Origin of the sequence: Nonomuraea sp. NPDC048901 (assembly GCF_040649695.1) — a bacterium.
Lineage (GTDB): Bacteria > Actinomycetota > Actinomycetes > Streptosporangiales > Streptosporangiaceae > Nonomuraea.
Genome location: NZ_JBEZFW010000004.1, coordinates 764,903 through 780,860 on the forward strand (window position 1 = coordinate 764,903; position 15,958 = coordinate 780,860).

Sequence of the window (15,958 nt, forward strand, 5' to 3'; positions counted from 1 at the left end):
TCATAGGATGACATGGGATTTGGGAAGGGTGGGGCCCGTGCAGACGAGGGTGGAAGAGCAACTCATCGGACCGCTGCTCCTCGCGCGCGGCACCATCGACAGGTCGTCCGCGCTGCGGGCGAACGCCGGTTGGCTGGAGCGTGCCTGGGCGGATCCGGCGACCAAGGTGCTGGTGATCGACGATGGCCGGACGCTGGTCAAGCGCGCCGGCGACGAGGTGCACGCGGTCCTCTACGCGCCATCGGAGGCGCCGCCGGGCGAGCGCTACCTGCTGGGAGTCGAGGACGGGACCGCCTACTTCGCGGTCGCCGCGCCGCTGCCCGGCTCGCGGGCCGGCGACGTCAACGGCCGCGTCACGATGCCGATGAGCCTGCGCGACACGGCCGAGGGCGAGCTGGTCGTCGCGGGCCTGCGCCAGGTGGGCGGCCTGCTGGGCGACCGCGACGCGGGGATGCTGGTCTACGCGGTGGCGCTGGAGGCCTGGCACTCGACGCACGAGTTCTGCCCGCGCTGCGGCAGCCGTACGGACGTGCAGGCGGGCGGCCACATCCGGGTCTGCCCGCGTGACTCCAGCCAGCACTTCCCGCGCGTGGACCCAGCGGTGATCATGCTCGTCCGCGACGAGGACGACCGCTGCCTGCTGGCCCGCGGCCCGCAGTGGCCGGAGGGACGGCTGTCGATCCTGGCCGGGTTCGTGGAGCCGGGGGAGTCGCTGGAGCACGCCGTGATCCGCGAGGTGGCCGAGGAGGTGGGCGTCACCGTCGTCGACCCTCGCTATCTCGGCAGCCAGCCGTGGCCGTTCCCGCGCAGCCTGATGCTCGGCTTCTTCGCCCACGCCACCACGACGACCCTCACCCCCGACGCGGAGGAGATCGCCGAGGCCCGCTGGTTCTCCCGCGAGGAGCTGGTGGAGGCCCTGCAGTCGGGCGAGGTCCGCCTGCCGCCACCGGTCTCGATCGCCCGCCGCCTCATCGAGACCTGGTACGGGGGACCGCTTTCAGGGGACTGGTAAGTCACTCGGCGAGCGGCGCCATACTCAGCGCGGTGCTTCAGCTCAAGGTCGACATCAAGCTCCTGGAGCACAAGCTCGACAGTCACCTGAACTAGGAGGCCTGGGCGCACCAACCGCCCAGGCCCTCGTGGCCATGCTAGGCCACTCTTCTCGGGCTCCAGCTTCTCCGCTGGGGCCCGAGCCCATCAGACAAAGACCTCAGGCCGCCTCGAGAAGCGCCTTCACCTCGCGGGCCGACGGGTTGGTGCGGACCACCCGCCCAGCGGGGGTCTCGATCACCACAGTGGGCACCACTTGGTTGCCGTTGTTGACGCTCATCACGAACTCGGCGGCATCGGGGTTCCGCTCGATGTCGATCTCGTCGAAGCTGATCCCCTCACGGGTGAGCTGCGACTTGAGTCGCTTGCAGGGACCGCACCAGGTGGTGCTGTAGACCGTGAGCGCCATGTGGACATCCCTTCGAGGCGTAAAGCAGGCGGTCGGTGCAACAATCTGGACGCCCCGGGTAATCCCTAGCCGATGCGATCGGCGATCCACTCCTGCACCCGCTCGGCCACGCCCACCTCGCGGTAGAGAGGTGCGCTGTGCGCGACGCCGGGTGAGGTGAAGATCGTCACAGGCACGCCGACCTGGCCGAGCATCTCCTTGAGCAGCTGGCTCTGCGCCGGCGGCACGAACTCGTCCGTGGAGTGCACGGTCAGCACCGGCGCGTCGTTGTGGCTGGCGTGCCAGGCCACCTCCATGCTGGCCCAGACGCGCGAACACTTGCCCCTGGGCAGGCACCCCCCGGCCAGCTTGATCGCCGAGGCGCGCAGCTTGCGCTTGTACGGGTCCGTGGAGGTCGCGCCGTCGGCGTACGCGCGCAGCGGCGAGATGATCGGCGAGAGCCCGACCACGCCCTTGAGCCCCCGCTGCCCGTCGCCGTACGTGCCGACCGCCGCGGCGATGTGCCCGCCCGCCGAGAAGCCCACCACGACGTAGTTGTTCGGGTCGAACGACCAGCGCTCGGCGTGCTTGCGCGCCAGGGCGATCGAGGCCATAGCGTCGATCCGCTGCGCGGGCCACGACGCCTCGCCGGAGAGCCGGTAGTTGATGTTGAAGACCGTGTAGCCGAGATCAGCGTAACTACGGGCGATCTCGGTCATCTGTTTCTTGTCGCCGCTGGACCACCAGCCGCCGTGGATCAGGAAGACGCCAGGTCGCTTGGTACCGTCCGAGGTCCACCACACGTCCATGTCCTGGCGGCGGCGCGAGCCGTACGAGACGGTCTCGGTGGATAAACCACTGAGCCCGTACGGGTCGGGGGACGTGGTCGACACGGGGCTCGGTGTCGGGTCCTTCGTTGCCTGCGCCGACATCGGTGTCAACGTGACGGCAGCGAGCGCGACAACGCTCACGAGCACCGCAGTTCGCACGGCCTGCCCTTTCCCCCATGCAGTTGGTCGGGCCCCATTGTGGGGGAAGAGACCAGTTCTTTGCATCTTTGCACGATTCGGACGACGGGCGGCATGTTGCCAGAATGGAGCCCTTCACCGCCACTGGCTGGGAGGATTGACAGGTGACCAACGTGGACGATGTCCTGTCCGGCCTCGACCCGGAGCAGCGCGAGGTGGCCGAGGCCGTACGCGGTCCCGTGTGCGTTCTCGCAGGTGCGGGCACGGGTAAGACCAGGGCGATCACCCACAGGATCGCCCACGCCGTACGCAGCGGGGTCGTCGACGCCCCCAGCGTGCTGGCGGTGACGTTCACCACACGGGCGGCGGGGGAGCTCCGGCAGCGGCTGCGGGCGCTGGGGGCGCCGGGGGTGCAGGCGCGGACGTTCCATGCCGCGGCGCTGCGGCAGCTCACCTACTTCTGGCCGCGGGTCATCGGCGGCGAAGCGCCCTCGGTGATCGAATCCAAGCTGCCGATCCTGATCGAAGCCTGCCGCCAGATCCGGAAAAATCCGGACCGGTCCGAGCTGCGGGACATCGCGGCGGAGGTCGAGTGGGCCAAGGTCACCCAGGTCGGCCCCGAAGACTACGCCGCGGCCGCCGCCAAGTCCTCCAGGACGCCTCCGGTGCCCGCCGAAGAGGTGGCCCGGCTCTACGAGGCGTACGAGCGGATCAGGCGCGAGCGGCACCTGGTCGACTTCGAGACGATCCTGGAGCTGACCGCCGCGGTGATGACCGAGCACCAGGAGGTCGCCACGCAGATCCGCCAGCAATACCGCTACTTCGTCGTCGACGAGTACCAGGACGTCAACCCGCTGCAGAAGCTCCTGCTCGACACCTGGCTCGGCGGTCGCGACGACCTGTGCGTGGTCGGCGACCCCAACCAGACCATCTACTCCTTCACCGGTGCCTCGCCGCGCTACCTCACGGGCTTCGCCGTCGAACACCCGAAGGCCACCGTGATCAAGCTGGTCCGCGACTACCGCTCCACCCCCCAGGTGGTGAACCTGGCCAACCTGGTCATCGCCAAGGGCCGCTCCCCGCACCGCCTCGAACTCGTCGCCCAGCGGCCCGACGGCCCCCGGCCGGTCTTCGCCGACTACGACGACGAGCCCGCCGAGGCCGCCGGAGTCGCCAGGGCGATCAGGAAGCTGCTCGACCAGGGCGTCCAATCCCGCGAGATCGCTGTGCTGTTCCGCGTCAACTCCCAGTCGGCGGCGTACGAGGAGGCCCTGTCCAAGGCCGAGATCCCCTACGTCCTGCGCGGCGCCGAGCGCTTCTTCGAACGCCCCGAAGTGCGGCACGCCGTCGTACTGATGCGCGGTGCCGCCAGATCCGCCTCCGAGGAACCGCTGGCCACGGAGGTCCACCACATCCTGGCGGGCGTCGGCCTGACGCCCACGGCCCCGGGCGGCGGCAAGGCGCGCGAGAAGTGGGAGTCGCTCAAGGCGCTGGCCGACCTCGCCGAGGACATGGCCGCTGAGGGCGCCGACCTCGCCGCCTACGTCGCGGAGCTGGAGCGGCGCGCCTCCGAGCAGCACGCCCCGCCCGTGGAGGGCGTCACCCTGGCCTCCCTGCACGCCGCCAAGGGACTGGAGTGGGACGCGGTCTTCCTGGTCGGCGTCACGGACGGGATGCTGCCCATCGTCTACGCGGAGACGCCGGAGCAGATCGAGGAGGAGCGGCGCCTGCTCTATGTGGGGGTGACGCGGGCGCGGGAGCACCTGTCGATCTCCTGGGCCCTGGCACGTGCGCCCGGCGGCCGCAAGGGACGCCGCCCGTCCCGCTTCCTCGACGGCCTCACCGGCCGCCCCGCGCGCGCCGCCACTGTCGGGTCCGGCGTCGGCGTCGGTGTTGGCTCCGGTTCGGTTACACGTGAGCGGCGGTCGGTCGCCGTTACGGTCAGCTGCCGGGTGTGCGCCAAGACGCTGGTGGCGGCCACGGAGCAGAAGCTGGGGCGGTGCGTCACCTGTCCGGCCGATTACGACGAGGCGCTGCTGGAGCGGCTCAAGGCCTGGCGCGCCGCCACCGCCAAGGAGGCCAAGCTGCCGCCGTACGTGGTGTTCACCGACGTGACACTGCAGGCCATCGCTGAGCGCGCGCCGGTCACCGAGCAGGACCTTCTGTCTATTACGGGCATCGGCCGCGTCAAACTCGACCGCTACGGGGATGCCGTGCTCGCGCTGTGCCGCGCGTGAGCCTTTTTAATACGGCTTTTGTACGGCAGGCACGGGAAGGCGCCAACCCCCGTACATGGCTGAGGGCCCTCCAGGGATACGGTTACCAGCTTCCCCGGCGGCCCGCCGTTACGTCGCGTCCCTTGGCCGTGTCCGTGGTCCGCTGCGGCCTTTCAGCCGGTTGCTCCATTCGCGTGGCGTACCCGGTCTCTGGAAGAGATCAGCTGTAAAGGGGTGCCGGGTTGGTGGGAAGTGTGGGGGCACGCCAGACTTAGGGGCTAATAGTGGTTGGTAGGGGGATTCGTGAACGAGGCGTTGAAGGAATTGCTCGATCTGCTCGACCTGGAGCAGATCGAGCTCGACATCTTCCGTGGCCGTAGCCCGGAGGAGCGTATTCAGCGCGTCTTCGGCGGGCAGGTGGCCGCGCAGGCGCTCGTCGCCGCCGGTCGTACCGTGCCTTCCGACCGGAACGTGCACTCGCTGCACGCCTACTTCATCCGCCCCGGCGACCCGTCCATCCCGATCGTCTACAACGTCGAGCGGTTGCGTGACGGGCGGTCGTTCACCACGCGCAGGGTCCAGGCGATCCAGCATGGCAAGGCCATTTTCACCATGTCCGCGTCGTTCCACGTCTTCGAGGAGGGCGTCGAGCATCAGGCGTCCGTGATGCCGGTCGTACCCGATCCTTCGACGCTTCCGACCTTTCAGGAGCGGATGGCGGAGATCGTCGGCGACAACTCCGAATACAAGGAGTGGCTGTCTCGGCCGCGGCCGGTCGACGCGCGCTATGCCTCGCCCCTGACATGGGAGGCGCACCGCAACCCCGAGTTGCGCAGCGCCGAGACCAACGTGTGGTTCCGCTACGACGCGGATCTCCCCGACGATCCGCTGCTGCACGTGGTGCTGGCCGCCTACGCGTCCGACTTCACGCTGGTCGACACGATCCTGCTCGCGCACGGCATGGCGTGGGGCGCGTCCGATGTCATGGGGGCCTCGCTGGACCACGCGATGTGGTTCCACCGGCCGTTCAGGGCGGACGACTGGTTGCTCTACGCACATGAGTCCCCCTGGTCCGGAGGAGCGAGGGGGCTTGCGCGGGGTGAGATGTTCACTGCGCCCGGTGACCTCGTCGTCTCCGTCGTACAGGAGGCCATGATCCGCGTGACAAAGTCACAAAATCGCAGGTAGAAAATATGTTGCCGGGTCTCGGGTTCCCGGTTTAGGGTCATGGTCAAGCGAGTCGGGCGGTCCTGCCCGACGATCCCAGAGTGGAGGTGAGTCCCAGTGATCAGCATCAACATGTCGGCCACGCCGTGGCTCGCCTTCGCATGTCGTGACCTGGTGAGGCTCGCCGATGGGCCGGCCAAGCCGCGGCAGCAGAAGTCTGCCCGTCGCCAGGAGCCCGCCGTGTTCGCGCATGCCCGCTATGCAGCGGCCGCGCCGAGCGCTCCTGTGTACGTGGCAGCAGCCAGTGAATTGCCGACCCAGCAGATCACCAAGGGTGGACTGCGTGGTCCGCATCCCTGGAGGGATGTGCCGGTCATAACCTGACCGGCAACAAGCCTCCAGGCCGCGGATCCGCAGACGGATCCGCGGCCTCTTTGTTTGTCCGTGATCCCCGACCACCCACGAGGTGCCCGACCGAGATCAAAAAGATCGATCAGAAGGAGAACGTGATGGGGGCGAAGACGATCATGGACCTGATCGACGAAGCCAAAATCCCCTGTCGTACCGACCCTGACCTGTGGTTCGCAGAGTCGCCGGAGGACGTGGAGTTCGCGAAGGCGCTCTGCGGCGGCTGCCCGATCCAGAAGGCCTGCCTGGCTCGCGCGCTCGAGCGCGAGGAGCCGTGGGGCGTCTGGGGCGGCGAACTGATCCTCCGGGGAGCCGTTGTTCCCCGCAAGCGGCCCCGCGGTCGTCCGCGGAAGCACCCGGTCGCTGCCTGACCCACAATCCCCCCGTCCCCATCGAGCAGAAAGCAGACAGACAGATGAACCCGTTCTCCACGAGGAGCCTCAAGGTGCCGTATCTCTACCATGAACTGGTAAATGACCGAATACAAACCCTCCACCGCGAAGCCGAGGAGCAGCGTCTCGCCGCCCGCATCCGTCGTGTGCAGCGCGCACGCCGCGATGTCGAGCGGGCGAACGAGCGCCTCAACCGGGCTCTTGGCCAGGGGGTCTGACATGGGAGATCCTGCCGCCGGCGCAGGATCTCCCGTTGCGGGCTCTTAGTTGATCCAGCGGTTTTTCCACGCAGTCGATCTAGCTAGCCAATTGTTCCGTTGATCCACGCGGAGTGAGTGAGCGGCCGGGCGCATCCAGCGCCCGGCCGCTGTTCGCGTTCAGGGATCGACGCATCCAGCGCCTGGCTCGCGTCGCGTTCAGGGGCCGACGCATCCGCAACCACTGATCGGGGTCGCTACGGTCGTCGGGTCCTTCGCGGCCGTTTCGACGTCGGCGAGCATCTTCGCACGTTCTTCGGGCGAGATGAACCGACCGCGGGCGACAACGGCGTGGATCCGCCGGGTGCTGGCGATGTTGTCGAGCGGTTTGGCGTCCAGCACCCGGCAGCTACTGGCCGGGTTCGGCTTCGAGGTAGGCAAGGACCGCCATCACCCGGCGATTGTGGTCGTCGGACGGCGGTAGTCCCAGCTTGGCGAAGATGTTGTTGGTGTGCTTGCCGATCGCCTTGTCCGTGACGAACAGGCGGCCGGCGATCGCGGCGTTGGACATGCCCTCGGCCATCATCGCGAGCACCTCGCGCTCCTTCGGGGTCAGCTCGCCGAGCGGCTGATCCCGTTCCCGGCGGGTGAGAAGTTGGGAGATCACTTCGGAGTCCATAGCGGTGCCGCCCGCCGCCACCCGGCGCACCGAGTCGACGAACTGCTCCACATCGCCGATCCGGTCCTTCAACAGGTAGCCCACTCCGCCGGCATGGTCGGACAACAGTTCGCGGGCGTAGAGCTGCTCGACGTACTGCGAAAGGATCAGAACGGGCAACCCCGGCTGCTTCTTGCGCGCTTCAAGAGCGACGCGCAGCCCCTCGTCCGTCAGTGTCGGCGGCAGCCGTACGTCGATCACGGCCACGTCCGGCTGGTGCCGGATGAGTGCGTCGAGCAGCATCGGCGCGTTGTCGACGGCCTCGACCACCTCGAAGCCGTGCGCCGACAGCAGGCGGACCAGGCCGTCTCTCAGGAGTGCGAGATCTTCTGCGATGACAACGCGCACGGTAACTCCATGGTGAGCTGACTTGGGCCGCCGGGGGGACTGTGTACGGCGAGTGTTCCGTCGAAGGCTGACAGGCGGCGCCGGATGCCGTCGAGGCCGGTCCCGGCCGCCGGATCGGCGCCGCCGCGTCCATCATCGCCCACGGTCAGCCGCAGGATGCCGCCCTCGTGGCGCAGCCGTACCCACGCCTTGGCGGCGGTGCTGTGCTTGGTCACGTTCGTCAGGGCTTCGGCGGCTGCGAAGTAGACCGCGGACTCGACGGGCGGCGCCGGACGGGCGGGCAGGTCGATGTCGATCTCCACCGGGATCGGGCAGAGCAGTGCGGCGGCCTGGATCGCGCCCGTGAGCCCTCGGTCGGCGAGCACCGGCGGGTGGATGCCGCGCACCAGGTCGCGCAGGTCGATGAGGGCTTGCCCGACGGATTCCCACGCCTCTCCTACCAGCTCGCGGATCTGATCAGGGTCGCTTGCGCTCTTGGCCAACCCGAGGTTCATCCGTACCGCGATGAGCCTGGCCTGCGCGCCGTCGTGCAGGTCGCGCTCGATCCGGCGCACCTCGGCGGCCTGCGCGTCGATGGCCGCCGCCCTGGACTCGGTCAGCTCCCTGACCCGTCCCGCCAGGGAGGATGTGGACCGCAGCAGCCGTTCGGTCAGGCGTGCCTGGAGGGTGTGCAGCAACGGGACCGCGACGAGCGTGATCGCCGTGAAGGCCAGGATGGCCAGCAAAAGGGCGAGCGCTATCACCCCGCTGGGTAACCCGATGGACCCCGTCGGCGACGCCGTGGGCAGGCCAACGATCACGCCGGCGAAGGACAGTACCGCCCCGAAGGAGACCAGGCCGATGGTGATCAGGCAGGCCGGTCCGACGACGGCGTGGACGGCCAGCCAGGCCACGTCGCGCGTGGTGGGGTCCCGCCGACGCGCCTCCACGATCTCGTGGCCGAGCGTCCGGGCCGCTCGGGCGCGCTGGAAACCGGTCAGGGCCCGGACCAGGACGAGCACGCGGGCCAGCAGCGGCCGGCCGAGCCCGCCCACAGGGACCAGCAGTGCGCACCCCGCCAGCAGGAGGAGAAGCAGCCACGCCGCCACGCCCGTGGCGGCGTTCACCAGCAGCCCGGCGGGGGCTCGGAAGACGCGCTGAATCCTGCTCACCTCAGCAGTCTGCCCGCTTGGCACCGTGTAGGCGGTAGGCGCAGCCCCACCACGGAGGGGGAGAAATCCCCCCCTTCGTGGTGGGCGCAGGCCGAGGGAAAGAGCCGGGAGGAAGCGCTCCACCAGACCTGGCCACACGTGCTCCAGCGCCAGGACCGGCTGTCCGTCAGGTGACGGCCTTGGGGCAGATGCCTACCGTCGGTGGAGTCCGATCCCCGGCCTCCTGCCGGGGCCGGGACCGTCCCGAATGTCACTGGCGGACTAAGCGGGCATCCGTCGTCCAGCGGGCAGGAGCGCCGGGTCCTCCTGGGCCGACCACAGGCGGGCCGACATCCAGGCGATTCCCGCGGCCGCCACCGCCAGGCCGATCAGATAGACCGGGAGCGGGACCACGTTCCGCAGTGCCCCGGGGATCATGCCGGCCGCGTAGAGCACGACCGCGAGGGCCGGCAGCCTGCCCGCCCGCAGCGCCGCCATGCTGAAGGTCAGAACCCCCGCCAGCAGTACGACCGAGGTGATGAGGAATGCCTGCCCGGTGCCTCCGGCCAGCAGTTCGGCCACCTTGGCGCTGCCCAGGAGCGGGAAGACGTAGTGCAGGGTGTACTCGATGGCGTAGGCCCCGGCCAGGCCCGCGGCGTTGAGCAGGTAGCCGATCAGGCCGAGAGCGCCGGCCGTACCGCGAATGAGCAGGAAGAGGCCGGTGATCGCGAGTAAGCCGGTCAACGCCCCGAAGGGGGCGATGGCGTGGGTTAGCGTTGTCTCCGGCAGCAGGCCCGCGCGGCGGAAGACGTTGATCACCAGCAGTACGGCGCAGGCGAACCCGGCCATGGCGGTGGCGCGGTAAAGAGCCGATGAACGCATGTCAGAGCCCCTATCTCGATGGGTGATAACGCTCGTTATGATGTTCGTTATCGCCCGTTAGGGTAAGGAGGGTGCGGAGAGACGTAAGCACCTCGAAAGAAGTCGGCGAGTTGCGCGGCGACCTGCTCGCTGCGGCCATGCGCGTTCTTCGCGAGCATGGGGCGGCGCACCTGACGCTCCGGCGCGTGGCCGACGAGGCGCGGACGTCCACGATGGGCATCTACACGTGCTTCGGTGGGCGGGCGGGGCTGCTGGAAGCGGTTTATCGGTACGGGTTCGACGTTCTGCGAGAGGCGCTGCTGAGCTCGCTCGACGGCCACTCGCAGCCGTACGAGCGGATCATGGCGGTGGCCTGCGGATATCGAGAGTTCGCGCTGGCCGATCCGGCGCTCTACGCGTTGATGTTCGAGCGGCCGCTGCCTGACTTCGACCCGTCGCCGGAGCTGCGACAGGACGCGCTCGGGCGGACATTCAGCCTGCTCACCGAGGCCATGGCGGGTTTAGCAGAGCCCACCCGGATGGCCTACCTGGTGTGGACCACGATCCACGGCCTCGTCAGCATCGAGCTCACCTGCTCGCTGCGCAGTCCGCTGCCCGGTTGGTTCCTGGATTCGCGGGAGGAGGGCGCGCGCGTGCTCGCCGACGGGGTGAGCGCCCTGCTCAGAGGCCTGCGCCTATCGGCCGAGCCGCCCGGTCCCCGTTAACCCTCCTGGCCGCCGCGGAGATCAGGGCGGTCTGGTCGCGGAGGGCGTCCAGGGTGCCGGGTCGCCGCAGCCCACGTACAGGGCCCGGGCCGGGCTGGAGTGCGCCGGTCAGTATCGCGTGCTTGATCACCTCCAGGGCGACCCTGCCCCGCGAGGACCTGGACCTGGCCTACACCCGCAATGCGCTCAGGGTTTCAAAAGATATCTTACATCGCATCTCGTATATGACCGGAATCTAGGTTACAGTCGCGTGAATTAGGACTTCAGGGACTTTCCCCTGACAAGAAGGGAGATCGTGAGGGGGTCGTCCGATGTGGCCCGAGGACACGGACCACACCGGCGCAACGGCTCCGCTTCCTTGAACCACACACCGGACCGCACGGACCTCGGGAACGCCGTTGGCGCGGCGCCGCCGGGAACGCATTCCGGCCGGTCCGGCGTGGCCACTGCACTGACCTGCAGCATGGAGCTTGAATGCAGTCTAACTCCGCCATGCCCGCCCAGACCGTACCTGCGACAGCGCGGCCCGCACGGTCGCGGCTTCGCTGGACCATCATCGCGCTCTCGGGCGCCGGTCTGACGATCGCCTACCTCGACCGGTCCAGCCTCAGCGTCGCCAGCACGTACATGCAGCACGACCTGGGCTTCGACCAGACCACGAAAGGAATCCTGCTCTCCTCCTTCTTCTGGACGTACGCGATCTTCCAGCTGCCCTCCGGCTGGCTGCTCGATCGTTTCGGCCCGCGAGTCGTCTACCCGATCGCCGTCGTGTGGTGGTCGCTGTGGACCGCCGCCACCGCCCTGACCCGTGGGTTCGGCACGCTGCTGATCTGCCGGCTCGGTCTCGGCATCGGTGAGGCGCCGGTGCAGCCGGCCAACATCAAGGTGGTCTCCGCCTGGTTCCCGCGCAGGGAACGCGCCCTGGCCTCCAGCCTGTTCGACACCGGACAGCAGGTCGGCGTCGCGCTGTCCGTCCCGGTGGTCACGGGGCTCATCGCCGCTTTCGGGTGGCGTACGGCCTTCGTCGTGATCGGCCTGACCGGCCTGGTGTGGGTCATCGGCTGGCTGAAGATCTACCGTTCGCCGCAGGAACATCCGAAGATGTCCCAGGCGGAGCTCGACTACATCGAGAGCGGCGACGCGGCCGTGCCCCAGACCGGCACGCCGATGCGCTGGCTGTCCCTGCTGCGCTACCCCACGGTATGGGGGCTGGTGCTGGGTTACATCTGCCGCTCGGCCACCGGCGCGTTCTTCCTCACCTGGTATCCGAGCTACCTCGTGGAGGACCGGGGATTCACCATCCTCCAACTCGGCGTGTTCGGCTCCATCCCGGCGCTGCTCGGTGTGGCCGCCACGGTCGCGGGCGGAGCCTTCTCCGACTGGCTGGTACGGCGCGGTGTCCCCATCGCCCGGGCCCGCAAGATCCCGATCATCAGCGGGATGCTGCTCGCCTCCACGATCGCGCTGACGACGTTCGTCCCAGGGAACGTGGCTGTCATGGTTCTTCTGTCCGTCAGCAACTGTGCCCACTCCTTCGCCGGTGCGGCCATTCTCAGCTTGCCGGCCGAGGTCGCTCCGTCATCCACGGTGGTCGGCTCGGTCGCGGGCTTCCAGAACTTCGGCTCGCAGATCGGCAACATCATCAGCCCGATCCTCATCGGCGTCTTCCTGACGATCAGCGGTAACTCCTACACCGGGCCGATGCTCTTCGCGGGCGCGATGGCGATTCTTGGCACGCTGATCTACGGGTTCGTCGTGCGGATCCGGCCGCTCAACGAGGGTGCGACACCGGATACGCCCGCAGAGAGCAGGGGTTGATCGATGCTTGACCTGACCGAGAAACTGGCCGACGTCGTGGCCGTCACCGTAACGCCGTTCGACGCGGGCGGCGCCGTCGACCTGGACACGAACGCCAAACTGGTACGAAGGATCGTCGACGCGGGCGTCAACGTGATCACGCCCAACGGCAACACCGGCGAGTTCTACGCCCTTACCCCGGACGAGCGGCGCCAGGTGCTGGAGTCCACTGTGGCCGCCGTCGGAGACGACGCCACCGTGCTCGCCGGGGTCGGCCTCGACGTCCCCGGTGCCATCGAGGCCGCTCGCCACGCCCGTGATCACGGCGTACGCATGGTGATGGTGCACCAGCCTGTCCATCCGTACCTGTCGGTGGACGGCTGGGTGGACTACCACCGCGAGATCGCGGACGCGCTCCCCGACCTGGGCATCGTCCCCTACATTCGCAGCCCGCGCGTCGCCGGCGCGCAGGTGGCGCGCCTCAGTGAGGCGTGCCCGAACGTGATCGGCGTCAAGTACGCCGTCCCGGATCCGGTGCGTTTCGCCTCTGTCGCCCGTGACGCCGGACTGGACCGGTTGGTCTGGCTGTGCGGGCTTGCCGAACCGTACACACCGGCCTACTGGGCGGTCGGCGCCCGCGGCTTCACCTCCGGCCTGGTCACCGCGGCCCCGGAGCTGACGCTGCGGATGCGCGACGCGCTGCGCGCGGGCGACTATCCGGCGGTCATGGAGGTGTGGGACCTGATCCGGCGGTTCGAGGAGTTACGTGGCGCGGACGCCTCGGCCGACAACGTGTCGGTGGTCAAGGAGGCGCTGGCCCAGCTCGGCCTGTGTCGCCGCGACGTGCGTCCACCGAGCCGCCTGCTGCCGCCGGCCGTACGGGAGGAAGTGGCATCCGTGCTGGCGGTTTGGGGAGGGACGACATGAAGGTCGCCGCGCTGAAGACGTACATGCGGCGTGTCGGAGAGCGTCCGCGCCTGCTCGTGAAGATCTAGACCGACGAAGGGGTGACCGGCTGGAGCGAGGCGTACAACCACGGCCCCGACTACGCGCACCTCCCGGTGCTGGAGTACATGTTCCAGCAGATCAAGGGCGTCGATCCAAGGCGAGTCGAGTATGTGGTGCGCAGGCTGATCCAGGAGGCCCGGTTCCCGCCGGGCGCGATCAGGCTGGCCGCGATCTCGGCGATCGACCACGCGTTGTGGGACATCCCCGGGAAGGCCGCAGGGTTCCCGGTGTACCTGCTGCTCGGCGGGCAGGTACGGGACCGCGTCCCGGTCTACTGCGGCGTCTACACCGCCCCCGACCCGTCGGTGTGCCGCGACCTCACGCAATCGCTGAACGAGTAGTACGGCTTCACCGCCTTCACACTCAGCCTGTACCGCCGCGACCTGCACGCCGGGCGCTGGGGGAACGTCTGCCGGGAGGCGGTGGACTAATTCGCCGAGATCCGCTCGATCAGCCCGCCCGAGCGGGAGTACGCCTTCGACGCGCACGCCCGGATCTTCGAGCCGCGCCAGGCGATCCAACTCGGGAAAGCGCTGACCCCGCACGACCCGCTGTGGTGCGAGTAGCCCATCCGGCCGGCCTGGGGGCATTTGCGGCCCAGCTCGACGTGCCCCCGGCCACCGGCGAGTCCCTGTTCCTGCCGCAGGACCTCCTCACCCTGCTGGCGGCGGGGGGCGCCGACATCATCCAGCCGGACATCTGCGTCGGCGGCAGACTCGCGCAGATACGCAGGATCGCCGCCATCGCCGAGGCGCACTTCGTGAGCGTGGCCCCGCACAACCCGATGGGCCCGCTGGCGACAGCGGTGAACGTGCACTTCGCCGCTTCGCATCACGGGCTGAAGATGCCGGAGTACAAGCCCTGCGAGAAGACCTGGAGTCCGGTGCCGTACCTGCCCGTGGACGGTTATCTGGAGCTACGCCCGGATCGGCCCGGCCGGGTGGGGGAGATCGACGAGGCCGCGCTGAAGGCGGACGACTACGTCCACTGGGAGCGCGCCCTGCCCATCCGCCCCGACGGCTCGACCGGCTACGTGTGACGAACCGCTCGCCGTCATGTACGGCGAGGGGCCGCAGCTGGGCTCGGCTGACCGGTTACGGGGTGGCTGACTGCTCGCTGTCATGTACGGCGAGCGGCCGCAGCTGGACTCGGCTGACCGGCTACGTGTGGCTAATCGCTCACCGTCATGAACGGCGAGCGATGGTCACATTTGGGCTCAGCTGACTGGCAGCGCCTCGTCGTCGGGGTCGTCGGCGAAACCCGGGACCCAGCGGATCACCTCGTCTCGAAAGCGGGCCGTGGTGCCCAGTTGACAGAGGACGCCGACGCCCGCCGCGTGCACCCGGTGGATGAGCACGTAGGAGACCGGCAGGTTGAGCTGGCGGACCACGTTGGTGGGGCGGAGGTCGGTGACGCTGGCCGCCTGGGCCTGGAACCATTCGCGGCTGAAGGTGAACTCCTCGACCGCCGTCGGCTCGACGTAGGGGGAGAGGAAGGAGCGCAGGGCGTCGCCGTCCACCTCGATCTCTGGGCGGATGAAGCCCTCGGCGCGCAGGCCCGCGACCACGCTGTCCATGTCGCCCTGGTTGAAGATGCGGGTCAGCTGCCCGAAGGATCTGGGATAGCCGTCGGGCAGGCGGTTGACGGCTCCGAAGTCGAGGACGCCCAGCTTGCCGTTGTCGAGTATGCGGAAATTACCGGGGTGCGGGTCGGCGTGCAGCATGCCGACGCGGGCCGGTGAGCAGAACAGGAAGCGGACGAAGAGCAGCCCCGCGTGGTCACGCTGCTCCTTGGTGCCGTCGGCGATGACCTGGGACAGGGGAGTGCCGTCCATCCACTCGGTGACCAGCACCATCTCGTTGGCGGCGACGACGTCGGGAACGTGGAAGTCGGGGTCGTCCATGAAACCGAGGGCGAACGCGTGCTGGGCCTCGGCCTCGCGCAGGTAGTCGAGCTCCTCGGCGATGCGCTCGCGCAACTCGGCCAGCACCGCCTTGATGTCGAGGCCGGGCATCAGCACGCCGAAGAGCTTGCCGAGCCGCGACAGCTGGGCGAAGTCGCCGAGCAGGGCCTTGCCCGCACCCGGATACTGAATCTTCACCGCCACGTCGCGGCCGTCATGCCAGACCGCCCGGTGCACCTGGCCGATCGAGGCGGCGGCGGTCGGCCGGTCGTCGAACGACTCGAAGTAGTCGCGCCAATCGTCACCGAGCTGCTCGGCGAGCACCTTGTGGACCGTGGCCACGGGCAACGGCGGGGCCGATTCCTGCAGCTTGGTGAGCGTGGCGCGATAGGGCCCGACGATCTCCTGAGGCAAGGCAGCCTCGAAGATGGACAATGCCTGCCCGACCTTCATCGCTCCGCCCTTGAGCTCGCCGAGGACCTTGAAGATCTGTTCGGCGGTGCGCTGCTGGATCTCCTGGGCGACGATCTCGGCCGGTTTGCCGCCAATCCGTTTGCCGAGCCCCAGGGCGGCGCGGCCGGCGTAGCCGAGTGGAAGAGTGGCCAGCTTGGCGGAACGCGTTACGGCGCGGCGCGGCAGATCGCTCACACTGAAGCGCGGCATCGTGGCTGAGACACCGCTT

18 protein-coding genes are annotated in these 15,958 nt (G+C 68.7%); 11 read left to right on the plus strand and 7 right to left on the minus strand.

Going from position 1 to position 15,958, the window contains the following annotated elements:
* Positions 1-37 precede the first annotated feature (37 nt).
* Positions 38-1,012, plus strand: coding sequence for an NAD(+) diphosphatase (nudC, locus tag AB0C30_RS17400; RefSeq protein ID WP_357944452.1), 975 nt, complete (start codon positions 38-40; stop codon positions 1,010-1,012).
* A gap of 198 nt (positions 1,013-1,210) precedes the next feature.
* Here nudC and AB0C30_RS17405 read toward each other — a convergent pair whose 3' ends face one another.
* Entirely contained in the window at positions 1,211-1,459 is a 249-nt protein-coding gene (locus tag AB0C30_RS17405) for a glutaredoxin domain-containing protein (protein WP_357944454.1), read from the minus strand.
* A gap of 65 nt (positions 1,460-1,524) precedes the next feature.
* Positions 1,525-2,331 (minus strand): alpha/beta hydrolase, encoded by an 807-nt coding sequence (locus tag AB0C30_RS17410; RefSeq protein WP_357944457.1) that lies wholly within the window; start codon positions 2,329-2,331, stop codon positions 1,525-1,527.
* Positions 2,332-2,579: 248 nt separating this feature from the next.
* On the opposite strand from AB0C30_RS17410, the gene AB0C30_RS17415 reads away from it, so the two are divergent.
* The 5 genes from AB0C30_RS17415 to AB0C30_RS17435 all read left to right on the plus strand — a co-directional run bounded on the left by AB0C30_RS17415 (position 2,580) and on the right by AB0C30_RS17435 (position 6,807).
* Positions 2,580-4,643 carry an ATP-dependent DNA helicase UvrD2 gene (locus AB0C30_RS17415; protein WP_357944619.1) on the plus strand — a complete coding sequence of 688 codons (2,064 nt, stop codon included), beginning with the start codon at positions 2,580-2,582 and terminating at the stop codon, positions 4,641-4,643.
* 282 nt (positions 4,644-4,925) lie between these two features.
* On the plus strand, positions 4,926-5,810 hold the full coding sequence (locus tag AB0C30_RS17420) for an acyl-CoA thioesterase II (RefSeq protein ID WP_357944459.1): 885 nt from the start codon (positions 4,926-4,928) through the stop codon (positions 5,808-5,810).
* Positions 5,811-5,906: 96 nt separating this feature from the next.
* A complete protein-coding gene (locus AB0C30_RS17425) occupies positions 5,907-6,173 on the plus strand; it encodes a hypothetical protein (protein ID WP_357944461.1) in 267 nt (88 codons plus the stop codon).
* A gap of 125 nt (positions 6,174-6,298) precedes the next feature.
* Positions 6,299-6,568, plus strand: coding sequence for a WhiB family transcriptional regulator (locus tag AB0C30_RS17430; protein ID WP_185068409.1), 270 nt, complete (start codon positions 6,299-6,301; stop codon positions 6,566-6,568).
* Between the two features lie 44 nt (positions 6,569-6,612).
* Positions 6,613-6,807 carry a hypothetical protein gene (locus AB0C30_RS17435; RefSeq protein ID WP_357944464.1) on the plus strand — a complete coding sequence of 65 codons (195 nt, stop codon included), beginning with the start codon at positions 6,613-6,615 and terminating at the stop codon, positions 6,805-6,807.
* 198 nt (positions 6,808-7,005) lie between these two features.
* Here the strand turns inward: AB0C30_RS17435 and AB0C30_RS17440 are convergent, their stop codons facing one another.
* The 4 genes from AB0C30_RS17440 to AB0C30_RS17455 all read right to left on the minus strand — a co-directional run bounded on the left by AB0C30_RS17440 (position 7,006) and on the right by AB0C30_RS17455 (position 9,864).
* Positions 7,006-7,188, minus strand: a complete 183-nt coding sequence (locus AB0C30_RS17440; RefSeq protein WP_357944465.1) for a hypothetical protein — start codon at positions 7,186-7,188, stop codon at positions 7,006-7,008.
* 7 nt (positions 7,189-7,195) lie between these two features.
* A complete protein-coding gene (locus AB0C30_RS17445) occupies positions 7,196-7,852 on the minus strand; it encodes a response regulator transcription factor (RefSeq protein ID WP_357944467.1) in 657 nt (218 codons plus the stop codon).
* On the minus strand, positions 7,816-9,003 hold the full coding sequence (locus AB0C30_RS17450; RefSeq protein ID WP_357944470.1) for a histidine kinase: 1,188 nt from the start codon (positions 9,001-9,003) through the stop codon (positions 7,816-7,818). The genes AB0C30_RS17445 and AB0C30_RS17450 overlap by 37 nt, the downstream gene beginning before the upstream one ends.
* A gap of 261 nt (positions 9,004-9,264) precedes the next feature.
* Positions 9,265-9,864: a hypothetical protein gene (locus AB0C30_RS17455; RefSeq protein ID WP_357944472.1), complete on the minus strand. Its 600-nt coding sequence runs from the start codon at positions 9,862-9,864 to the stop codon at positions 9,265-9,267.
* A gap of 71 nt (positions 9,865-9,935) precedes the next feature.
* Between AB0C30_RS17455 and AB0C30_RS17460 the strand changes: the two genes are divergently transcribed.
* From AB0C30_RS17460 to AB0C30_RS17480, 5 genes are all read left to right on the plus strand, one after another.
* Entirely contained in the window at positions 9,936-10,568 is a 633-nt protein-coding gene (locus tag AB0C30_RS17460; RefSeq protein ID WP_357944475.1) for a TetR/AcrR family transcriptional regulator, read from the plus strand.
* Between the two features lie 474 nt (positions 10,569-11,042).
* Complete coding sequence (locus AB0C30_RS17465; protein WP_357944478.1) at positions 11,043-12,386, plus strand: MFS transporter; 1,344 nt, start codon at positions 11,043-11,045, stop codon at positions 12,384-12,386.
* Positions 12,387-12,389: 3 nt separating this feature from the next.
* Positions 12,390-13,292 carry a dihydrodipicolinate synthase family protein gene (locus AB0C30_RS17470; RefSeq protein ID WP_357944480.1) on the plus strand — a complete coding sequence of 301 codons (903 nt, stop codon included), beginning with the start codon at positions 12,390-12,392 and terminating at the stop codon, positions 13,290-13,292.
* 80 nt (positions 13,293-13,372) lie between these two features.
* Complete coding sequence (locus tag AB0C30_RS17475; RefSeq protein ID WP_357944483.1) at positions 13,373-13,714, plus strand: hypothetical protein; 342 nt, start codon at positions 13,373-13,375, stop codon at positions 13,712-13,714.
* A gap of 212 nt (positions 13,715-13,926) precedes the next feature.
* Positions 13,927-14,412 (plus strand): enolase C-terminal domain-like protein, encoded by a 486-nt coding sequence (locus AB0C30_RS17480; protein ID WP_357944486.1) that lies wholly within the window; start codon positions 13,927-13,929, stop codon positions 14,410-14,412.
* Positions 14,413-14,589: 177 nt separating this feature from the next.
* Here the strand turns inward: AB0C30_RS17480 and AB0C30_RS17485 are convergent, their stop codons facing one another.
* Positions 14,590-15,924, minus strand: coding sequence for an AarF/UbiB family protein (locus AB0C30_RS17485; protein ID WP_357944488.1), 1,335 nt, complete (start codon positions 15,922-15,924; stop codon positions 14,590-14,592).
* Positions 15,925-15,958: the final 34 nt, after the last annotated feature.

What these genes read in the sequence shown, in the direction of transcription:
- AB0C30_RS17470 (WP_357944480.1), top strand. Translation starts at nt 12,390, where the DNA reads ATGCTTGACCTGACCGAGAAACTGGCCGACGTCGTGGCCGTCACCGTA.
- AB0C30_RS17430 (WP_185068409.1), top strand. Translation starts at nt 6,299, where the DNA reads ATGGGGGCGAAGACGATCATGGACCTGATCGACGAAGCCAAAATCCCC.
- AB0C30_RS17455 (WP_357944472.1), bottom strand. Translation starts at nt 9,864, where the DNA reads ATGCGTTCATCGGCTCTTTACCGCGCCACCGCCATGGCCGGGTTCGCC.
- AB0C30_RS17435 (WP_357944464.1), top strand. Translation starts at nt 6,613, where the DNA reads ATGAACCCGTTCTCCACGAGGAGCCTCAAGGTGCCGTATCTCTACCAT.
- AB0C30_RS17465 (WP_357944478.1), top strand. Translation starts at nt 11,043, where the DNA reads ATGCAGTCTAACTCCGCCATGCCCGCCCAGACCGTACCTGCGACAGCG.
- AB0C30_RS17405 (WP_357944454.1), bottom strand. Translation starts at nt 1,459, where the DNA reads ATGGCGCTCACGGTCTACAGCACCACCTGGTGCGGTCCCTGCAAGCGA.